Genomic DNA, 19,314 nt, shown 5'->3' with positions numbered 1-19,314 from the left:
AAATGGTATGCCACTAACCAGACCTTCGCCAGCGCGATATCCGCACTAGCTGGGCCAGTCGAGACCTCAAAGCGCGGCCGCCAGCACCGGGCCGGTCTCGATATGCGGGATCGCCTCGACCAGCTTGCGCGTGTAGTCGGTCTTGGGATTGTCGAACAACGCCCGGCTCTCGCCCTGCTCCACGATGCCGCCATTGCGCAGCACGATGGTGCGGTCGCAGAGCATCCGCACCACGTTGAGATCGTGGCTGACGAACAGCAGCGCGATGTCGTTCTCGCGCCGCAGGCGGTCGAGCAGTTGCAGCACCACGGCCTGAACGGAGACGTCGAGCGCAGCGGTCGGCTCGTCCAGCACCAGAAGGCGCGGCCGGCAGGCGATGGCACGGGCGATGCCGACGCGCGCCTTCTGGCCGCCGGAGAGCTGATGCGGAAAGCGCGGCAACAGATCCAGCGGCAGCCCCACGCGATCGGCGCAGTCTTCCACCCGCTTGCGCAGCGCATCGCCCCCACGCATACGATCGAGCCGCATCAGGGGATGGGCGATGCAGTCGAAGGCGGTGAAGCGCGGATTGAGGCTCTCGTTCGGGTCCTGGAACACCATCTGGATATCTTTGCGGAACTGCGAGCGGTGAAAGTCGCGCGACGCCACATGGCCGATCGCCTGGCCGTCGAACACGATCTCGCCCTCGCTCGGGTCGATCAGGCGGCAGATCATGCGCGACGTCGTGCTCTTGCCGGAGCCGGATTCACCGACGAGGCCGACGCTCTCGCCGCCCGCCATCGTCATCGAGAAGTCCGCCACCGCCGCAGCGCCCTCGTCGAAGCGTTTTGCGAGCTTGCGCACCTCCAGCAGCGGCGGAGTCCCGTGGACGGGCTCCCGTCTGGGCCTGCCGATGACAGCCGCGTAGCCTTCCCGCTCCTCTTCCGTCACGAGGTCCGCGATCCCGGAGGTCGCGGTTGGCGACGCCGCCACCAGCCGCCTGGTATAGGCGTGCTGCGGCGCGCCGAAGAGCGTCCTGGGGCTTGCCTCTTCGACGATGCGGCCGCGTTCCATCACCGCGATACGGCGGCAATATCGCGCCGCTAACCCGAGATCGTGCGTGATCAGGATCGTCGCCATGCCGCGCGCGGCGGCAATCTCCGCCAGGAGGTCCATCACCACCTTCTGCGTGGTGACATCGAGTCCGGTCGTCGGCTCATCGGCGATCAAGAGCGCGGGATTGCAGGAAATCGCGATCGCGATCATGACGCGCTGGCACATGCCGCCGGAAAGTTCGTGCGGATAGGCGTTCATCCGCGTCTCGGGGTCGCGGATCTGGACGGCGCGCAACAGCTCCAGCGCTTCGGCGCGGGCGGCATCCTTCGATATCCGCTTGTGCGTGAGGATCGCGTCCGCGATCTGCAAACCGATCGCGCGGATCGGATTGAGCGCCGCCCGCGGGTTCTGGAAGATCATCGACATCGCGGCGCCCTGGAGCTGCCGGAGATCGTCACCCCTGAGTTTTGTGACGTCCTGCCCGCGAAACAGTATCTTGCCTGCGGTGACGCGGCCGGCCGCATCGAGCAGCCGCGTCGTGGCAAAACCGGTGACCGACTTACCAGAGCCGCTTTCGCCGACGAGGCCAAGCATCTCGCCGGCTTCGACCGTGAGCGTCACACCGCGCACGGCCTCGACCATCCCTCGTCGCGTCGAGAATTCGACGTGGAGGTCGTCGATCCTGAGCAATTCCTCGCTCATGTGCGCATGCGCGGATCGAGAATGTCCCGCATCCCGTCACCGAGGAGGTTAAAGCACAGCACGGCCATCATCAACGCGAGGCCCGGAAAGGCCACCAGCCACCACCGCCCCGTCGAGATGAAGCGCGCCCCCTCCGCGACCATGATGCCCCATTCCGGGGTCGGCGGCTTGACGCCAAGGCCGATGAAGGAAAGACCGGCGGCGTTCAGGATCGCCCAGCCGAGGTTGAGTGAGATTTGCACCGCCATCGCCGGCAGGATGTTCGGCAACAGGAAGCGCAGCACCACCGAGAAATGGCTCTCGCCGCAGGAACGCGCCGCCTCCACCCAGCCGACATTGCGCCGGACGTTGACCTCGGCACGGGCGAAGCGGATGTAGAAGGGCAGATTGATGATCGCGGTCGCAATCACGATGTTCTCGATCCGGTTGCCGAGCGCCGCAACCATCGCCATCGCCAGCACAAACAGCGGAAAGGCCATCATGACATCGACGAAGCGGCCGACCGAGCGGTCGAGCCTGCCGCCGGCATAGCCGCAGAACGAGCCCACGACGGCGCCGATGACGAAGGAGATGCCGACCGCCGAGACCGCGATGGCGAGGTCGAGCCGTGCCGCAACGACGAGGCGGCTGAACACGTCGCGCCCGAGCTGGTCGGTGCCGGCAAGGTGCGCCGCGCTCGGCGGCTGCAAGGCCTCCGAGACATTGGAGACGATGGGATCATAGGGCACGAGCCACGGTCCGAAGATCGCGATCAGGACGAACAGCAGGACACCGGCCGCGGCGACGCCGGTCAGCGGGTTGCCGCGCAAAATCCAGACCGAATGGCGGAGGGTTGCGCTGATCATCCGATCGACACCCTGGGATCGGCGATGCCGTAGCAGATATCGACGACCAGATTGACCAGCACGAAGATGCCAGCCATCAGCAGCACAAAACCCTGCACCGGCGCATAGTCGGACGACAGCAGCGCATCGAGCGCGTAGGAGGCGACGCCCGGCCAGGAGAACACCTTCTCCACCAGGACATTCGCGCCAAGCATGGTCGAGAACACGATGCCTGCAATGGTGATGACGGGAAGGATCGCATTGCGCAGCGCATAGGTGACGACGACCTTCTGCCAGGACAATCCGACGGAGCGCGCGGTGCGCACGAAATCGCTACCGAGCGAGACCAGCATCGAGGCACGTGTGATCCGCGCCAGCGGCGCGATGACGAACAGGGCCATGCTCAGCGCCGGCAGGATCAACTGCTTGCAGGCCGCCCACCAGCCTTCGATGTCCCCCGCGAGCAGGAAATCGATCGACAGGAACCCGGTGCGCTGCGGCGGCAGTGAGGTGAAGACGTCGATCCGCCCGGTCGGATCAGGCGCAAGACCGAGCAGATAGTAGAACACATAGATCAGCAGCAGGCCCGAGACGAAGGTCGGCACGCAGACGCCGAGCGCACAGAACAGCCGCACGCCGTGATCGACCAGCGATCCCGGTTTCAAGGCTGCGACCACGCCGAGCGGGACCGCCGCGATCAGCGCGATCAGCAGCGCCGTGAAGGTGAGCTCCAGCGAGGCCGGCAGCCGTTCGCGAAGGTCCTTCAGGACCGGCTGTCCGGTCATCATAGAGCGGCCGAGATTGCCGCGGCCGATATCGGACAGATAGAACACGAGCTGCTCCGGCACCGACTTGTCGAGCCCCATCTGCTTGCGGATTTGCTCGATCTCATCCTTGCCGGCATTGGGCCCCGAGGCGAAGAACACCGCGGGATCTCCGGGGAGGACCCGCATCAGGAGAAAGGTGAAGACCAGCACGCCGAACAACGCCGGCAGCGACGACAGAAGCCGCCTCCCCGCCCGCGCCACCGTCGCACCAAGACCTGTCATCACCTTCAGAGCCTCTGGTTTGCAGACATGATTTCTTGCTCAAGTTACTTTTTGAAGTCACTTGCGGCTGACGTCGCGATAGTCGACCTGACGATGGAATTCATAGGTGTAGCCCTCGATCGACGAGGCCATCACGGCGTCCTGGTTGGGCTGCCACAGCGGGATCTGCGGCATCTCGCTGAAATGGATCGCGTTGAGCTTGCGGCCGGCTTCCTCGTACTTGGCCTTATCAGGCTCGAAGCGCGCTTCCTGCGCGATCGTCGCCAGCTCCGGATTGTTGATCGAGCTGTAGTTCCAGCGCTGATTGCCGGTGTAGAAATTGCGGTAGAAGTAATCGGTCGAGGGCAGCCAGGCGACGATGCCTTCCGTGAACAAGGGCAGCTTCTTCTCGTTGATTTGCGTGGACATCTGCGCATCCGGCAGCTTCTGGATGTCGACCTTGATCCCGATCTTGGCAAGCGATTCCTTCACGAGGGCCGCCATCGGCTCGGCGGTCGAGGCCTGGCCGACGTTGAAGCTGAAGGTGGTCGAAAAACCCTCCGGGAGTCCAGCAGCTTTCAGATACTCCCTCGCCTTGTCGAGATCAGTCTTCACCGGCGCCTGGAACGGATAGATGCCGTTCAACGGCTTGCCATCCGGCCAAGTCGCACCGAACAGCGGGGCTCCGCGACCGAACAGGGCAGCCTTGAACATGTCCTCATAGGGCAGCGCGAAGGCGACGGCGCGGCGGACGTTGACGTTGTCGAAAGGCGGGATCTGGTTGTTCATCGAGACGAAGGTGATCGAATTGTATTGCGGCGTCGAGATCACCTTGAGCTTGCCCTTGACTTCGAGCGACTGCACGTCGCTGGCCTGGAGATCAACGACGAGATCGGCATCGCCACGCTCGACCAGATTGGCCCGGGTCGCGGGCTCCGGCACGGACTGCACGATCACGCGCTTGAAAAAGGCTGGCTTGTCGGGCGAGCCGCGGTTCCAGGCCTCGTTGCGCTTGATGATCACCTGCTCGCCGGGCTTGAAGCTCTCGATCACATAAGCACCGCTGCCGGCGGTGTGCTCCTTCAGCCAGGCCGTGGCCCATGGATCCTCTGGTGTCGCATGCTCCTTGGCGACTTTCGAGTTGATGATCAGCGGGTAGACGGTCGCGAGATTCGGCAGCGCGAGCTTGTCGGGTTTCGGCAGCGTCACTTCGATTGTGAGGGGATCAATCACCTTGAACTGGTCAGCCGACGTCAATGATCCCGTCAGCAATTGTGCCTTGCCGAGGATCGGCGCGGTGACGCAGCGATCCAGCGACCATTTGACGTCCTCGGCGGTCACGGGCGAGCCGTCCTGGAACTTAGCATCCTTGCGCAGACGGAACGTCAGCTTCAGTCCGTCCGGACTGACGTCGTAGGATTCGGCGAGCTCGCCGGTGATCTTGTCGAGATCGAACACCCATTTGCCGTTGAGCTGCTTGCGGCCGAACGCCACAAGGCGGTCGTAAGTGCTCATGCTCAGTGCGAAGGATTCCCGCGTCGAGCCCGGGATGTTGGGATCGAGCGTGTTGACCGATGCACCGGTGACATAGCGCAGCGTCTCCGCCCTGGTTTGCGCTTGCGCAGGCGCAGCGGCGACAAGCAGAAGCGCAGTGGTGGCGAGCACGGAGGATGCCATCCTGAAAGACACAAAACGCATTCGTTTTCCCCAAAATTTTCGACAAGAACGCCGACAGGACAGGTTAAGAAAGAAGCAAGTTGCGCGCCAGTCTCTTGATGCGCTCTTGTGGACGCTTTGTCGCGGCGGCGCATGGACGATCATCGCGATTCCTCCAAGTTTCGCGCTGGCCGCGTCACCACGGCCTGCGGCACGTCATAGGCGCGAAGCGAGGCCCAATGCCGTTCGACATCGGCACGAAACAGGCCGCGCGTCAGGCCATTCACTAGCTTCGGCGCCGCGGTCGTCATCGCGTTGATCGACGATCCCGACGGACCGAAACTCATGGTGGAGGCGATGGCGAAGAGATGGATATTCGAGATCCACGGCGTATCGCCCGCGACACGCTCGGTGAAGGCATAATCGTCGGCGAGATAGGGAAAGCGACCGAGCCGCGCGCTGCGCTCGCTCTCCGGGGGCTGGTAGCGGTCGGCCCAGGTTGCGATATTGCCGGCAAATGCGCGCAACTCGCCACGGCCGGAAAAATCCATGTCGATGCCGGTGCCGCAGATGACGAAATCCGCAGGTATGGCGCCGCGCGGCGTCTGCAATTCCACACCACGATCGGTCTCGCGGGCCGCCTCGATCGGGGCGCCCTCGTGCAATGTGAAATTGGCGTGATTTGCGCAGCGATCGTAAGTTGCCTGCGGAAAGCCTTCGCGCATGTCGAGGATGGTGCGCATGAAGCGCCACCGCCAGGCATCGTCGAGATCGCTGAGATGGCGGAGGAAGCCGCGGAAAGTCAGCCAGCGATAGGGCTGGATCAGCTGGATCTGCGCACGACGACACAGCAGGTGCACCTCCGCCGCGCCCGCTTCCAGCGCGGTTGCTGCGTTGTCGAAGGCAGATGCGCCGGCACCGATCACGGCGACGCGCTTGCCGCGAAGGTTTTCGAAGTCGATGTCGTCGGCGACGGTTGCGACCGAGCTCATGGGCAGATGGCTCAGCGGCTCGGGGATCATCCAGTTCCCCATCCCCTCCTGCCCCGTCGCAAGCACGATCTTGCGCGCATGGAGTGTCTCGACGCCATCGCCACGTTTCACGCGTGCGGCCAGCAAACCATCCCGCGCCGGCCGGATTTCCAGAAGCTCGCTCCCGTTGCGCACCGGCAAGCCGACTGTGCGCCGCAGCCAGAGCAGATACTCAGCCCAGTGGCCGCGCGGGATCAGGTCGAGTGTCTGCCAGCTCTCCGTGCCGAAGCGGGCCTCATGCCAGGATTGATAGGTCAGGCTGGGGATGTCGAGGTCAGGTCCCGTATAGTCCTTCGGGCTGCGCAGCGTCGGCATGCGGGCATAGGCGAGCCATGGCCCCTCCTTCCCCTCCTCGGCCTTGTCCAGCAGCAGGATGTTGCTGACGCGGGAGCGCAGCAGGCCGAAGCCGATGGCGATGCCGGATTGGCCGGCGCCGATCACGAGCACATCCAGCGCCGGCTTGCCATCCGGTCCCGTCTTCGGTTCGAGCCAGGCGGCACCGGGATGCGCGATCCGCGCGAGATCGGCGCGAACGTTCGCTTCCAGCTCTGTCAGCGCATCACTCATGCCGCGAGCCAGCCTCCGTCGACCACCATCACGGTGCCGGTCGTAAACGAGGAGGCATCGCTTGCGAGGTGGAGCGCGGCCTGCGCGATCTCATCGGCCTGGCCGAACCGCTTCATGGCATGGCGGTCGCGGGAGGCTTCGCGCACCTCGTCCGCATTGGCGTGGCGCGCAAAGCTGCGGCGAAGCATCGGCGTGTCGATCGCACCGGGCGCGATGGCGTTGACGCGAATGCCGTCCGCCGCGAAATCCACCGCCATCGTCCGGGTCAGGCTGACAATCGCGCCCTTGGCGGCGATATAGGCACTGTTGCCCTTGCCGCCGGCAATCGCAAGCTGCGACGCCAGCGTGATGATCGAACCGCTGTTCTGCCGCTGCATCTGCGGCACGGCTGCCCTCGCCCACAGCCAGGTGCCGCCGACATTGGTGCGGAACACCGCATCCCAATCGGCGGGGTCCGTTGTCAACACGGTGCCGCCACAGGAGAAGCCAGCGGCAGTCATCAGGATATCGAGCTGGCCGTGCCGTGCTACCACATCATTTGCCACCGCCTCGGCGAAATCGGCATCGCCGACGTCGCCAATATGCGTCGTTGCCTCGCCGACCAAGCTCAACGTTTCCTGAAGTCCGGCTGGATCGCGATCGACCAGAGCAAGACGTGCGCCCTCTTCCGCGAACAGCTTTGCACTGGCGCGGCCGATGCCGGAGCCTGCGCCCGTGATGATGGCCGTGCGCCCCTGCAGCCGCATGTCAGATCCACTCCTTGTGCTGCGTCAACCAGGCACTCATCGCGGCCCCCGACTCGGCGCAGCCGAACTGCGCGCGCCAGCCGAATTCATCCGCCATCCGGTTCACCGACAGCGGCGCGCGATAGGGCCCATGCAGCTTGATGACGGTTTTCTCGCCGGGCGCCGCGACCCGGCACTCCAGGCCGGGATGCAATGCCGCAAAGGCCTCGCCCCATTGCAGCGCAGGCCAAAGTTCTCCGCGGGAGATGTTGTAGAGCCGGTGGCGCGGCCGCTCGGCTTCGATCAGCAGTGCGACGGCCTCGGCCGCATCCGGCGCGTAGATCCAATCCCGCATGCCCGCTTCAGGCATGATCGCCGGCTCGCCGCGCGCGAACGCGGCCAAGATCTGGAACTGGAGGCTTGGCGTGTCGCGCACGGAACTCGGTCGCTCCCACGGTCCGAATAGCGCGCTCAGCCGCACATTTAGGAAATCACCGCCGAAGAGCTCGGCGTGACGCGCAACCGATCGCTCCGATGTGAACTTGCTGATCGCGTAGAACGAGACCGGATCGCAAGGCGTGTCCTCGTCCAGAATCTCGACCCGCGCGCCCGCGGCGCCATAGGCCGATGCCGAGGAGAGATTGACGACCCGGCGCACGCCATGCCGGATCGCGGAGAGCAGGATCGGGATCTGCGCCATCACATTAATTTCGAGAACGCGCGCGGTCGATGCCCTCTCCAGTTCATCACCGGCGGTGATGGCCGCGCCGAGCATGATCGCATCAACGCCTTCGGCGATGAGGGCATCGATGGCCTCTGCGTCGGTGATATCGCCCTGTACGGCTTGGAGCCGTGCGCCGTATTTGGCAAGAGACCGCCGCGCGGCTGGCGGCAACTCTGCACGGTCATACAGCGTGACGTCATGCCCGCGCGCGAGCAGCGCCTCCGCAACATTGAGGCCGACAAACCCCGTGCCGCCGAAGATGACGATCTTCATCGCGCGCGATCCACCGTCACAGTAGCTTCGCTCCGAAATTGCGCTCGGGATCCATGTCGGCCACGAGCCGGCCGGTGGGCATGGCCGCCTCGCCGCCGCTGCGTGCCAGGAACTGGCCGCTGCCGGCGCTCGCGAGGCACTTGTTTCCGTCGATGATCACCCGACCACGCGACAGCACCGACACCGGCCAGCCCTTCAGCTTGCGGCCTGCAAACGGCGTGTAGCCGGCAAGGTCGTGCATCATCTCGTCGGCGATCACGGTCTCGCGATCGGGGTCCCAGATTGCAATATCGGCATCGGCGCCGACCGCGATCGAGCCCTTGCGCGGATGCAGATTGTAAATCTTGGCCGGCGCCGTCGACGTCAGTTCGACGAACTTTTCCAGGCCCAGCCGCCCGTTCGACACCATCGCGTCGAACAGCAGCGGCAACCGCAGCTCCAATCCCGGCAGGCCATTCGCGACCTGCTTGAAGTTCGGATTGGGGCCGGCGCGCAGCTTGCCGGTCTCGTCGTAGCGATACGGCGCGTGATCCGACGAGATGGTCTGGAGATCGCCGAGCGACAGCGCCTGCCACAGCGCCTCCTGGTCTGAATGCGTCCGCGGCGGCGGGCTGCACATCCACTTGGCCCCTTCCACCCCGGGCTTGTCGAGATCGGCTGCGGTGAGGAACAGGTATTGCGGACAGGTCTCGGCAAACACCTTCAATCCCAGCCCGCGCGAATCGCGGATCACCTTGGCGCCTTCGGCGGTGGAGACGTGGAAGATCATGATGGGCTGGTCGATCAGCGCAGCCATGCCGATCAACCGGGTAAAGGCTTCCGCCTCCGACACGCGGGCGTGGCTGACGGCGTGATATTTCGGCATTGTGTAGCCGCGCGCGAGCAGGCGCTTCACCATCCAGGCGATGATGCCGTGGTTTTCGGCATGGGCGCACAACATCGCGCCGGACTGGCGCGCGGCAAGAAGGATGTCCAGCAGCGGCTCATCATCCACCTTGAGCCGGTCATAGGTCATGAAAATCTTGATCGAGGCATGGCCCTGCTTCACCAGCGCCGGAATATGCTCCTCGACCGTTTCCTTGGTCGCATCCGCGATGATCATGTGAAAGGCGTAGTCAATCACGGCGCCCTCCTTCGCCAGCGCGTGGTAATCCTCCACCACCTGCGGCAGCTTCATGCCGACATGCTGGGCTGCAAACGGGATCACTGTGGTGGTGCCGCCGAACGCGGCCGAGACGGTCGCGCTCTCGAAGGTGTCGGCGTTCATGATGCCGGCAGCGGACAATTGCTCGATATGGGCGTGGCTGTCGACGCCGCCTGGCAGCACCAGCTTGCCGCGGGCATCAATCTCGCGCTTCGCGGACGGAAGCCCGCGCCCGATAGCGGCGATGGTCTCGCCGGAGATGGCGACATCGGCTTCAAAGACGTCGGTTGTCGTCGCGACGCGTCCGCCGCGAATGATCAGGTCGTAAGCGGGTTCAGTCATGAGGCACTCCATGATAGGCTCAAGCCAAGTGATCGAAATTTTGCAGGAAGACCAGCATGTCCCGACCGCGCATTCTCGTCATCAATCCAAATTCCAACCCTGCGGTCACGCGAGGGCTGGAGGACGCGCTGAAGCCGCTCGGTTTCGAGGGCGGGCCGGAACTGGTCTGCCAGACGCTGGCCGAGGGTCCCTTCGGCATCGAAAGCCAGGCCGATGTCGATGGCGTCGCCATGCCGCTGCGCCGGCTGGTCGAGGGCGACAACAGCTCGGCGGCCTTTGTCATCGCCTGCTACAGCGATCCCGGGCTTCAGGTCTGTCGCGAAGGCACCGACCGCCCCGTGTTCGGCATCGCCGAGTGCGGCGTGCTGACCGCACTGGCTCGCGCCGAAACCTTTGGCGTCATCGCGATCGCCCAGCGCTCGATCCCACGTCACATGCGCTATCTCAGGCAGATGGGACTGACCGAACGGCTCGCCGGCGAGCGGCCGCTCAACATGAGCGTCGCGGAAACCGCCTCGGGCGAAGGCACGCTGGCGAAGATGATCGAAATCGGCCGCGCGCTGCGCGACGAGGACGGCGCCCGCGCCATCGTGATGGGCTGCGCCGGCATGGCGCGGCACCGCCGCCCGCTGGAAGACGCGCTCGGCATTGCCGTGATCGACCCGACACAGGCGGCCGTCACCATGGCGCTGGGTACGGTGCAATTCTCGAATCACTAGGCGTCCTTCAGCTCTTTGGCGTCCTGCCGCGCGAGCCATTGCGCGTGGCTCTCGCGGACTAGCGCGAACGTGTCCCGCTGCGTCGTGTAGAGATTGCCGAACATGCGGCCGATCGGCCGGTAGGCGTCGAGGTCGACATACATATTGGCCTCGTCGACGAGTCCCTCGCGGGCGTGAACCCGGAGCACTTCGCCGACCAGCAGTTCGCGATCGGGGGAGAAGGTCAGCGCGACGTGGCGCCGGCATTCGAGCGCAAAGGGAGCGGCGGCGAGCCGCGGTACCTTCACGTCTACAGAGGGAAGCGTCACCAGCCCGGCCGCAGCGACCTCGCTGTCACCGGACGGAAAATCGACCGCGCAGTCGTTCATCGCCACCGACAGCGCCTCGTCCACCATGTGAACGACGAACTCGCCGTCGCGATGGATATTGCGGGTGGTGTCCTTTGGGCTGTGATCCGGCTTGTGCTGAAGCCCGAGTACGATCAGCGCCGGGCTCTCCGAGAACACGTTGAAGAAGCTGAAGGGCGCGGCGTTGACCGCCCCGTTGGCATCGAGCGTCGTCACCAGCGCAATCGGCCGTGGCACCACCACGCCGCAAAGCAGCTTGTAGCGGTCGCGCGGATCGAGCTCGCGCAAGGGAATACCTGATGTGCCCTTGTCCGCCATCGACATCACTTCTCCGGCGGTGGCACCGCGCCGGTCTGGCTGGTGATCAGGCCGTAATGCTCGATGCGGCGGTGCTGCGCGAAATTGAAGATCGTGGTCTTGCCGAATGTGGTGGCATCGAGATCGCAAGGGTGGACCAGCAGCTCGTCCTCCTCCGTCTTCGCTTCGGCGACGATTTCGCCATTGGGATCGACGATCAGGCTGCCGCCGAACAGCGGGTGTCCGTCCTCGTTACCGGCCTTGGCCACCGCGACAACCCAGGTCGCGTTCTGATAGGCGCCGGCCTGCGCCGAGAGGCGGTTATGGAACAACCGTTTCTCGACGCCTTCATCGCTCCTCTCCGCATTCACCGACGGGGTGTTGTAGCCGATCAGCACCATCTCGACGCCCTGCAGGCCCATCACGCGATAGGTCTCGGGCCAGCGCCGGTCGTTGCAGATGGCCATGCCGATGATGCCGCCCAGCTCGCGCCAGACATTAAAGCCGAGATCGCCCGGCTCGAAATAGCGCTTCTCCAGATGCTGGTGCGAGCGCTTGGTGTCGTATTCCACATGGCCCGGCAAATGGATCTTGCGATATTTGCCGACGATCTTGCCGGATTTGTCGGTGAGAACAGCAGTGTTGAAATGATGCCCGTCCGGCGTCAGCTCCGCATAGCCGAAATTCATCGCCATCTCGTGCTGTGCCGCGCGCTCGAACAACGGCCGGGTCGCCGCATTGGGCATCTCGCGCTCGAACCAATTGTCGAACTCGGCCCGGTCCTCCACGTACCAACGCGGAAAGAAGGTCGTGAGCGCCAGTTCCGGATAGACGATCAGGTCGGCGCCCTTGCTCTTGGCCTCATCCATCAGCGCGATCATGCGCTTGACCACGGCCTCGCGGCTGTCCGCTTTCTGGATCGGGCCCATCTGGGCGGCGGCAACATTGACGATACGCATCAGCGATTTCCTGGTGATGTCTTTGAGCTAAGCTACAGTTTCAAGCACGTGCCGGCGCGCGCAGCATAACGCAGCATCGCCCGGACTTGCCAGCCGGCGCCTGCACATCGGCATCGTGTGCGCTGCACGCTCCATCCTCATGTCTGCTCCTCATCCGCAACATCGAGACCGTGGTCCAGCGCGTCCAGAAGCTGTCCGGCCTCATGCTCGGAAATCACGAGTGGCGGCGCGAGGAACAGGGAAGTCTGCTCGCCGCTGGTCCCGATCACGGCGCCCGCCTCCAGCGCCCGCTCCGCGACGCGCGAGGCAATCGGCACCTCGGTGGTGTCGGCATGCCAGGAGCGCCAGTCCGGCCCGTGCAACTCCACGGTCCAGTGCAGCCCCTGCCCCGCCAGGCGCTGCACGCTTGGATGTTTCTGCGCGATGGCCAGAAGGCGGCGGGTGAACAGCTTTTCGAGACCCCTGACGTGCTCCAAAATCTCGTCATCGCTGATGACTTTCAGATAGGCGCTGACGGCAGCCATGCTGATGGGATGCCCGCGCAACGTGCCGTAATTCTGCCAGCTCGTGCCCTTGAGCCGCTCGACGATGTCTTTCGACACCACGACCGCGGCAACCGCCGCCGCGCCACCGCCGAGCGATTTTCCGAGCGTCACGATATCGGGACGACTTTCGGCTCCCTGGAACGCGAACCAGCGCCCGGCACGGCCCGCACCAGTCACCACTTCGTCGGCGATCCAGTAGGAGCCGGCCTGCCGCGCGCACCGCGCCACCTCGTCCTGATAGGCGCCATCGTAGTAGATGCCGCCTTGCGTGTAGTCGATGATCGTCGCTGCCGTATCCGAAAGCAGGCGCGTGGCATCGGCCAGATATTCGCTGGGGGGAACATTGTTGGCCGGCGCGCCGTAGATCGCGCCCTGCGGCGCCGGCAATATCCGCACCGGCGCCATCGGCGCCGGCAGCTTCGAGCCGCCTGAGTGCACCGCGAGGCCGCCATGCCATTGCGGCTGCACGGTCATGCTGCGCGACAGGCCCGTAATGCCGTGATAGGCGCGTTCGCGCGTCGCCAGCGCGGACCGCTGCGTCAGGGCCTGACAGAGCGACAGCGCCATGTCATTGGCCTCGCTGCCGCTGATGCAGAAGCGCACCGCACCGACCCAATCGTCTTCGCCCTTGAACGCGGTGGCCATCAAGTCGTCAGCCGCCTGCTCGCGGCCGACCCAGGTCCAGCCCTCGTTCACGACGGGCGTATCCGCGGCGCGGCGGATCGCCTCCACCATCGCGGGATGACGATGTCCGAGACCGCCGCCGGTGTTGCTGCCGTCGATGAGCTTGCGACCATCCGACAGATGAAAATAGACGCCCTCGCCGCCGACCACGTCCATGGGCGCGCTGTCGCCGGCATTCAGCCCGGTTCGCAACAATCTGCTCATTGCAATCCCCTCATTCCGCAGCCTCGGCGCCGTAGCCACCGCCACCACAGGTCTCGATCGTGACGAGATCGCCTTGCTGCAGCACCAGGTTCGACTTGCCGTCGATCGCGACGTTCGCGCTCTGCCTGATCAGCGAGATGCGGCAGGCCTTGCCGGGTTCGCCGCCTTGCATGCCGAACGGCGCAATCACCATGCGCTCGATGCAGGTAGTCAGATGCATCGACGGCGCCAGGATGCGATAGGTACGGATGACGCCGTCCCCGCCGCGATGGACTCCCGTGCCGCCGGAATTCCGACGAATGGCCTGCTGCTCGACTTGGATCGCGTAATTCGCCTCGATCACCTCGATTGGCGTGTTCGAAGTGTTGGACAGATGCACCCGCGTCGCGGAGATGCCGTCCCGATCATGCCGCGCACCCTCGCCACCACCGTGGACCTCGTAGAGCATCTTCCACGAACCGTTTTGCCGCGGCTCGGCGAAGAAGAGGACGCCTGCCGTGGTCGCCCCACCAGCCGACAGACGTTCGGGAATGGTGTCCTGCATAGCGCGGAAGATCGCATCGACGATGCGCATCGAGGTCTCGTGATTGCCAGCCGCAACCGAGGCATTCCACCCCGGCTCGAGAATGGAGCCCGGGCGCGTGATGATGGTCAGCGGCCGCAGCGCGCCCGCGTTCTGGTTCATGTCGCGCCCGCTCATGATGCGCGCGGCATAGGCCACCGCAGAGCGCGCCATGAACGGCGTCGTGTTACAGAAATTCGAGACGCGGTCGCAGCTTCCCGAGAGATCGAAGGTCGCTTCGTCGCCTGCAATGGTGATCTTGACATGAATGCGCGCGGGCGCGTCGTCGACGCCGCCGTCGTCCAGATAATCCTCGCCCTCGTAGACGCCGTCAGGCAGATCGCGGAGCGCCTCGCGCATCTCGATTTCGGAAAGATCGTGCAGGCGCGACTGCGCCGCCGTGAAGACCGCCTTGCCGTGCTCGCGGCATAGCTCGACGATGCGCTTCTCACCGGCTTTCGTTGCGGCGATCTGGGCGAGAAGATCGCCCTCGCAGGATTCCGGATCTCGAACATTGGCCTTGAGCAGCTGCACGATCGGCGTATTGACGCCGCTTGCCGTGGCGATCAGAACCGGCGGAATGCGCATCGCCTCCTGGAAGGTGTCGATGGCTTTCGCAAAATAGCTGCCGGGCCAGGTGCCGCCGATATCGGGCCAGTGTGCGAGGCTGACCGCGAACGCCACGATCTCGCCGTCGATGAAGACCGGGCGCACGACCTTGACGTCATTGAGATGATTGCCGCCGAGCGGGCCGACATTGTAGATCAGAGCGTCGCCGTCCTTCAGGCTGTCGCGCGGCACCACTTTCAGCAATTCGAGGACCGTATAGGCCATCGCGCCGAGATGGATCGGGATGTCGCGGCCCTGCCCGACCAGGTCGCCGCGGCCGTCCGTGATCGCCGACGACAGGTCGCCGGCTTCACGCAGCAGCGGCGAGCGCGCCGAGCGCGTCATCACCAGGCTCATCTCCTCTGCCGCGGCCGACAGCCCGTGCCTGATGACCTCGACGACGAACGGATCGAGCTTCATGCGGCCCCCCGCGTCAGGAACAGATTGCCTGAAACATCGGGCCGCGCCTGCCAACCGGGCGGGACCACCACGGTCGACCATGCGTCTTCAATGATGGCCGGGCCGCTGACGATCTCGGTCAGCGAGGCGCGATCGATGATGCTTGTGGCGATGTCATGAAAGCCGTCGAACGAGCAAATGCGATTGCCGGCGGATACCCTGGCCGCGACGGCCGGCCGGCTCACGACGGTCGTCGACGGACGGCGTGCCTGCACCCGCACGGATTCGATGACGCAGCTCTCGCTCGTCGCATAGCCGAACAGCTCGTGGTGCCGGGCCAGAAAATCCTTCTTCAGCCTGATAATGTCGAGCGGTCGCACGAACGGCACCGGAATGGCGTCGTTCTGCGCCGCGTAGCGCATCAAGGCCACCAGCTCGATCTGAATCTCGGTCGCGGCAACCCCGTTGGCGATCAGCGGCGCCGAGGCATCGTCGATCAGCACCCCGATCCGCTCCGACACACGGGCGAGGTCGATGCCGTCAAGCGCCGCGCGCAGGGTTTGCTGCTGGAGGAAGCTGAAATCGGCGGTGAGACAGCCCAGCGCCGAGAACGCGCTCGATGCACTGGGAACGACGACCTCGGCAATCCCGTAGAGATCGGCTAGGCCCGCGGCGTGCATCGGGCCGCCACCGCCAAAGGCGAGCAGCGTGCAGTCGCGCCCGTCGATGCCGCGCTCGACGGTGACGCGGCGGAGGGCGCGCGCCATTGTCGCGTTCGCGACCTTGATGATGCCGAGCGCGGTGTCGGTCAGGCTCAGCCCCAGAGTGCCCGCGATCGGTGCGATGACATCAGTCGCTGCCTTGATATCGATTCCGATCCGGTCGCCGAGTTTGGTTTCGGGATTGAGATAGCCGAGCACGGCGTTGGCATCGGTGATGGTCGGCTCGGTACCGCCGCGGCCGTAGCAGGCCGGTCCAGGCTCGGAGCCGGCGCTTTCCGGTCCGACCGTCAGGCCACCGGAGCCGTTGCGCACGATCGAGCCGCCGCCCGCCCCGATCGAGTGCACCGCGAGCATCGGCTGGCGCAGCGGCTTGTCGCCGAGCATGCGGCCGTCGGTCATCTCGGCCTGACCGTCGACGATCAGGCACACGTCGGTCGTGGTGCCGCCCATATCGAACGTCAGCATCCGGGACGTGCCGAGCTGGCGCGCGATGCTGACCGATGCGGAGACGCCGGCCGCGGGGCCCGACATCGCCATCACCAGCGGCCGCCGCTTCACGGCCGAGATCGGCACCATGGCGCCGGCCGAGTGAAACACCTGCAGGCCGGGACCGATCGGCAGCCGCAGCTCCAGTTCGCTGAGATATTCCACCGCAATCGGCATCGCCGCGGCGTTGAACACGGTCGCCGAAGTCCGCTCGTATTCGCGCGCCTCGGGATTGAGCTCGTGCGACAGCGAGACGTGGGCAACGACGCCCTTGAGCCGCTCGCCGAGCATCTTCTCGTGCAGCGGATTGGCATAGGCATGCAGCAGCGCGACCGCGACACTCTGCACGCCGGTCCCCTTCAGCCAGGCCACCAGACGCTCGATCTCCGCGTCATCCAGCGCCTTCAGCACCCGGCCCTCGTGATCGAGGCGCTCAGCAAGCCCGAAGCATCGTTCCGGCGGCACCAGCGGCAGCGATTTTGGTGGGACGTCGAGACGATAGAGATCGCGGCGGCGATAGCGCGCGATCTCCAGCACGTCGGCAAAGCCTTCGGTCGCCACCAGTGCCACTTTCGGCAGCCGTCCTTCGACAATGGCGTTGGTCACGCGCGTGGTGCCATGGACGAAGCGCTTGACCTCGCTCTTGCGCAGGCCGACCGCCTCGATCGCCTCCAGCATCGCCTGAACCGGAGCTTGAGGTCGCGACGGCACCTTCGCGATCCGTGCCTCCGCGGGGGAGTGTCGGATCGCGATGATGTCGGTGAAGGTGCCGCCGATATCGGTGCCGACTTCCCAGTGGTTTTCGTCAGTGCTCATGTGTGGGTCAGCTGCGGACGACATTCGAACCGGACGCCGGGTGGTTACCGTCCTTCGCGAGGTTCAATCGCAAACCGAGAGCGCTCATCATCATCCCCTGTCATGCCACCGCTGGCGAGCGTGCGACAGAGCGATGGCCTCGGGATAGGGCCAGAGTTGTCGCAATGCACTGGACCAGCCCGCGACCGGCGCGGCGCGGCGAGGCACATTTTAGTGCAGCCCTGCCCGCATGGAGAGCACGTCGGTGTGGATCGTTCGACGCGACATAAGTGCGGCGCACCACGAATTTTCCCGGACGAAACACCACATCCGCTGCAGCGCAATCCACGCGCCCCGCACGCACTGTCTAATTTGCAGGCGATCGACCGGCCCTACGGACCATCCGATTGCTTATGAGCTATGCATGGCAGTCGGCTCAGCCTCTCTTTATTGTACGATCAGTAAGCGGTGGTTTTGCCCGCTCCGGCTCTCAGGCCGCGAAGGACGGACGCAGGCGGCGCCAGCCGATGAGGATGCCCGTGATGGAGAAGAGAAAGCCAAGGGAGCAGAGCCCGACGACCAAGCCGTCGCGCAGCAACGGATGCGCGACGAGAACCGGAAAATCCAACGTATGCAGCGCGCCGTAGAACCAGCGATAAGCCCGCCGCGATGAATCCAGCCTTTGCAGCAAATTGCCGTCGGCGCCGTCGATGTCGAACCAGAGGTCACCGCAATACGAGCGGTAGACCGGGGCGCCCGGGACAGTGGACCGCGCGGGATAGTTGTCGTCCTCGGCAAGTACAGACGGACCGCCGCAGCCGGCCGCGAGGCGCGCGGTCAGCCCCTGGACCTCGTGCACATCCAGAGATCTCGTTGGTCCATCGCGGGGCGCATCCCCTGCCTCGATCAAGGTCTGACCGGCAAGGGCGATCCGATCCCGCCGATAGAGATTGCCGTTGAAGGCAAACCATTCGATCTCACGGGCCGACGGCGATACAGGCTGCCGATCGAGCGATGGGGCCGCCGTCCAGTTCGGTGAAGCGTTCATCACGCTGGATTCAGCGGAGGCCCATTGCCCGCGCGAGAACAGCCGCCCGTGATCCATGGAGAGCCAGCCGCTGAAAATCCAGCTCAGCACGAACACCATCGCAGCGAGGCCGATGAGATGATGCAGCGCGTGCCAGCCGCGATAGGGCGAGCCGATCAGACCGCTTCGAGGTTTGATCCGCGCAAGGCCGAGCACAGCGCCCAGCAAGGCCGCGATCAGGGCCAGCAGCGACAAGGTCCAGACCACGCGATCCCACAGCGACCAATTGCTTCGCAGGATCGTTGGATAGATCCAGTGCAGCACGCTGCCGACGAGATTCCAGGTCCGCTCGCTGCGCGTCGTATCCAGGACGATCTCGCCGGTGAGCGAGGAGACATAGACCTCCGTTCCAGCGGCGTCGCCCAGGGCAACCCGAAACAAGGGCCGGTGGCGGTCAAAGCCGTTCGGCACGCTCCATTGGTCATAGTCCGCGCGCGCAAGGATTGCGGCCCGCGCGGCATCCAGCCCGCGGCTGCGCGCGTGGTCTCGCGCGATGGCCAGCGCGACGTCGGAAGATGCGACCGAGGCGCCGGCTCCGTCGGAGGCGCGCACTGCGCCCGCGCGCGACGGCCCCGAGACGACATAGACCGGTCCGTCACTGCGCTGGATCAGGCGAACGCGAGTCGCATCAGCAATGCCGCTCGCGGCCACGGCATCGGCGACCGCAAGCTGCCTCGTCTCGGCGCCATCCAGCGGCCCAAGCCCGGCGAAGCGTTCCGCTTCCGTCAGAGACGGAAACGGAACGAAGTGCATCACGATTCCCGTCGCGAACCACATCGCGAACAGCAGGCAGAACGCGATCCCGAGCCATCGATGCAGCAGGACGATCGCGCGCATCATCGATCAGC

General features: G+C 65.0%; 15 protein-coding genes. 1 reads left to right on the top strand and 14 read right to left on the bottom strand.

The genetic code is table 11. The annotated features are described in order from the left end of the window. Positions 1-66 precede the first annotated feature (66 nt). From IVB42_RS34975 to hydA, 8 genes are all read right to left on the bottom strand, one after another. The gene (locus IVB42_RS34975; protein WP_018458690.1) at positions 67-1,737 is read right to left on the bottom strand and encodes an ABC transporter ATP-binding protein; all 1,671 of its coding nucleotides are present in this window, start codon (positions 1,735-1,737) and stop codon (positions 67-69) included. Beyond that, a complete protein-coding gene (locus IVB42_RS34970) occupies positions 1,734-2,582 on the bottom strand; it encodes an ABC transporter permease (protein ID WP_247393769.1) in 849 nt (282 codons plus the stop codon). Before IVB42_RS34970 ends, IVB42_RS34975 begins: the two co-directional genes overlap by 4 nt. Next, positions 2,579-3,610 carry an ABC transporter permease gene (locus IVB42_RS34965; protein ID WP_247393771.1) on the bottom strand — a complete coding sequence of 344 codons (1,032 nt, stop codon included), beginning with the start codon at positions 3,608-3,610 and terminating at the stop codon, positions 2,579-2,581. The genes IVB42_RS34970 and IVB42_RS34965 overlap by 4 nt, the downstream gene beginning before the upstream one ends. A 57-nt stretch (positions 3,611-3,667) precedes the next feature. Beyond that, on the bottom strand, positions 3,668-5,287 hold the full coding sequence (locus IVB42_RS34960; RefSeq protein WP_247393774.1) for an ABC transporter substrate-binding protein: 1,620 nt from the start codon (positions 5,285-5,287) through the stop codon (positions 3,668-3,670). A gap of 119 nt (positions 5,288-5,406) precedes the next feature. Continuing rightward, positions 5,407-6,843 (bottom strand): NAD(P)/FAD-dependent oxidoreductase, encoded by a 1,437-nt coding sequence (locus IVB42_RS34955; RefSeq protein ID WP_247393775.1) that lies wholly within the window; start codon positions 6,841-6,843, stop codon positions 5,407-5,409. After that, entirely contained in the window at positions 6,840-7,589 is a 750-nt protein-coding gene (locus tag IVB42_RS34950; RefSeq protein WP_085352387.1) for an SDR family oxidoreductase, read from the bottom strand. The genes IVB42_RS34955 and IVB42_RS34950 overlap by 4 nt, the downstream gene beginning before the upstream one ends. 1 nt (position 7,590) lies before the next feature. Beyond that, the gene (locus IVB42_RS34945; RefSeq protein WP_247393777.1) at positions 7,591-8,565 is read right to left on the bottom strand and encodes an NAD(P)-dependent oxidoreductase; all 975 of its coding nucleotides are present in this window, start codon (positions 8,563-8,565) and stop codon (positions 7,591-7,593) included. 16 nt (positions 8,566-8,581) lie between these two features. Further along, positions 8,582-10,051: a dihydropyrimidinase gene (hydA, locus tag IVB42_RS34940; RefSeq protein WP_247393780.1), complete on the bottom strand. Its 1,470-nt coding sequence runs from the start codon at positions 10,049-10,051 to the stop codon at positions 8,582-8,584. Positions 10,052-10,107: 56 nt separating this feature from the next. On the opposite strand from hydA, the gene IVB42_RS34935 reads away from it, so the two are divergent. After that, a complete protein-coding gene (locus tag IVB42_RS34935; protein WP_247393783.1) occupies positions 10,108-10,770 on the top strand; it encodes an aspartate/glutamate racemase family protein in 663 nt (220 codons plus the stop codon). Here the strand turns inward: IVB42_RS34935 and IVB42_RS34930 are convergent. The 6 genes from IVB42_RS34930 to IVB42_RS34905 form a co-directional block, all read right to left on the bottom strand. Next, positions 10,767-11,435, bottom strand: a complete 669-nt coding sequence (locus tag IVB42_RS34930) for a flavin reductase family protein (protein ID WP_247394664.1) — start codon at positions 11,433-11,435, stop codon at positions 10,767-10,769. The genes IVB42_RS34935 and IVB42_RS34930 overlap by 4 nt on opposite strands. Before the next feature lie 5 nt (positions 11,436-11,440). Then, positions 11,441-12,373, bottom strand: a complete 933-nt coding sequence (locus IVB42_RS34925) for an N-carbamoyl-D-amino-acid hydrolase (protein ID WP_085352384.1) — start codon at positions 12,371-12,373, stop codon at positions 11,441-11,443. 137 nt (positions 12,374-12,510) lie between these two features. Further along, complete coding sequence (locus tag IVB42_RS34920) at positions 12,511-13,806, bottom strand: aminotransferase class III-fold pyridoxal phosphate-dependent enzyme (RefSeq protein WP_085352383.1); 1,296 nt, start codon at positions 13,804-13,806, stop codon at positions 12,511-12,513. A gap of 10 nt (positions 13,807-13,816) precedes the next feature. Next, entirely contained in the window at positions 13,817-15,397 is a 1,581-nt protein-coding gene (locus IVB42_RS34915; RefSeq protein ID WP_247393785.1) for a hydantoinase B/oxoprolinase family protein, read from the bottom strand. Then, positions 15,394-17,400: a hydantoinase/oxoprolinase family protein gene (locus IVB42_RS34910; RefSeq protein ID WP_247393788.1), complete on the bottom strand. Its 2,007-nt coding sequence runs from the start codon at positions 17,398-17,400 to the stop codon at positions 15,394-15,396. Before IVB42_RS34910 ends, IVB42_RS34915 begins: the two co-directional genes overlap by 4 nt. Before the next feature lie 469 nt (positions 17,401-17,869). Further along, positions 17,870-19,306, bottom strand: a complete 1,437-nt coding sequence (locus IVB42_RS34905; protein WP_247393791.1) for a PepSY domain-containing protein — start codon at positions 19,304-19,306, stop codon at positions 17,870-17,872. Positions 19,307-19,314 lie beyond the last annotated feature (8 nt).

This window comes from Bradyrhizobium sp. 45 (assembly GCF_023073155.1).
GTDB classification, from domain to species: domain Bacteria; phylum Pseudomonadota; class Alphaproteobacteria; order Rhizobiales; family Xanthobacteraceae; genus Bradyrhizobium; species Bradyrhizobium canariense_D.
Note: the sequence above shows the minus strand (reverse complement) of the source record. Positions and strands in the feature narration are given on the sequence as shown.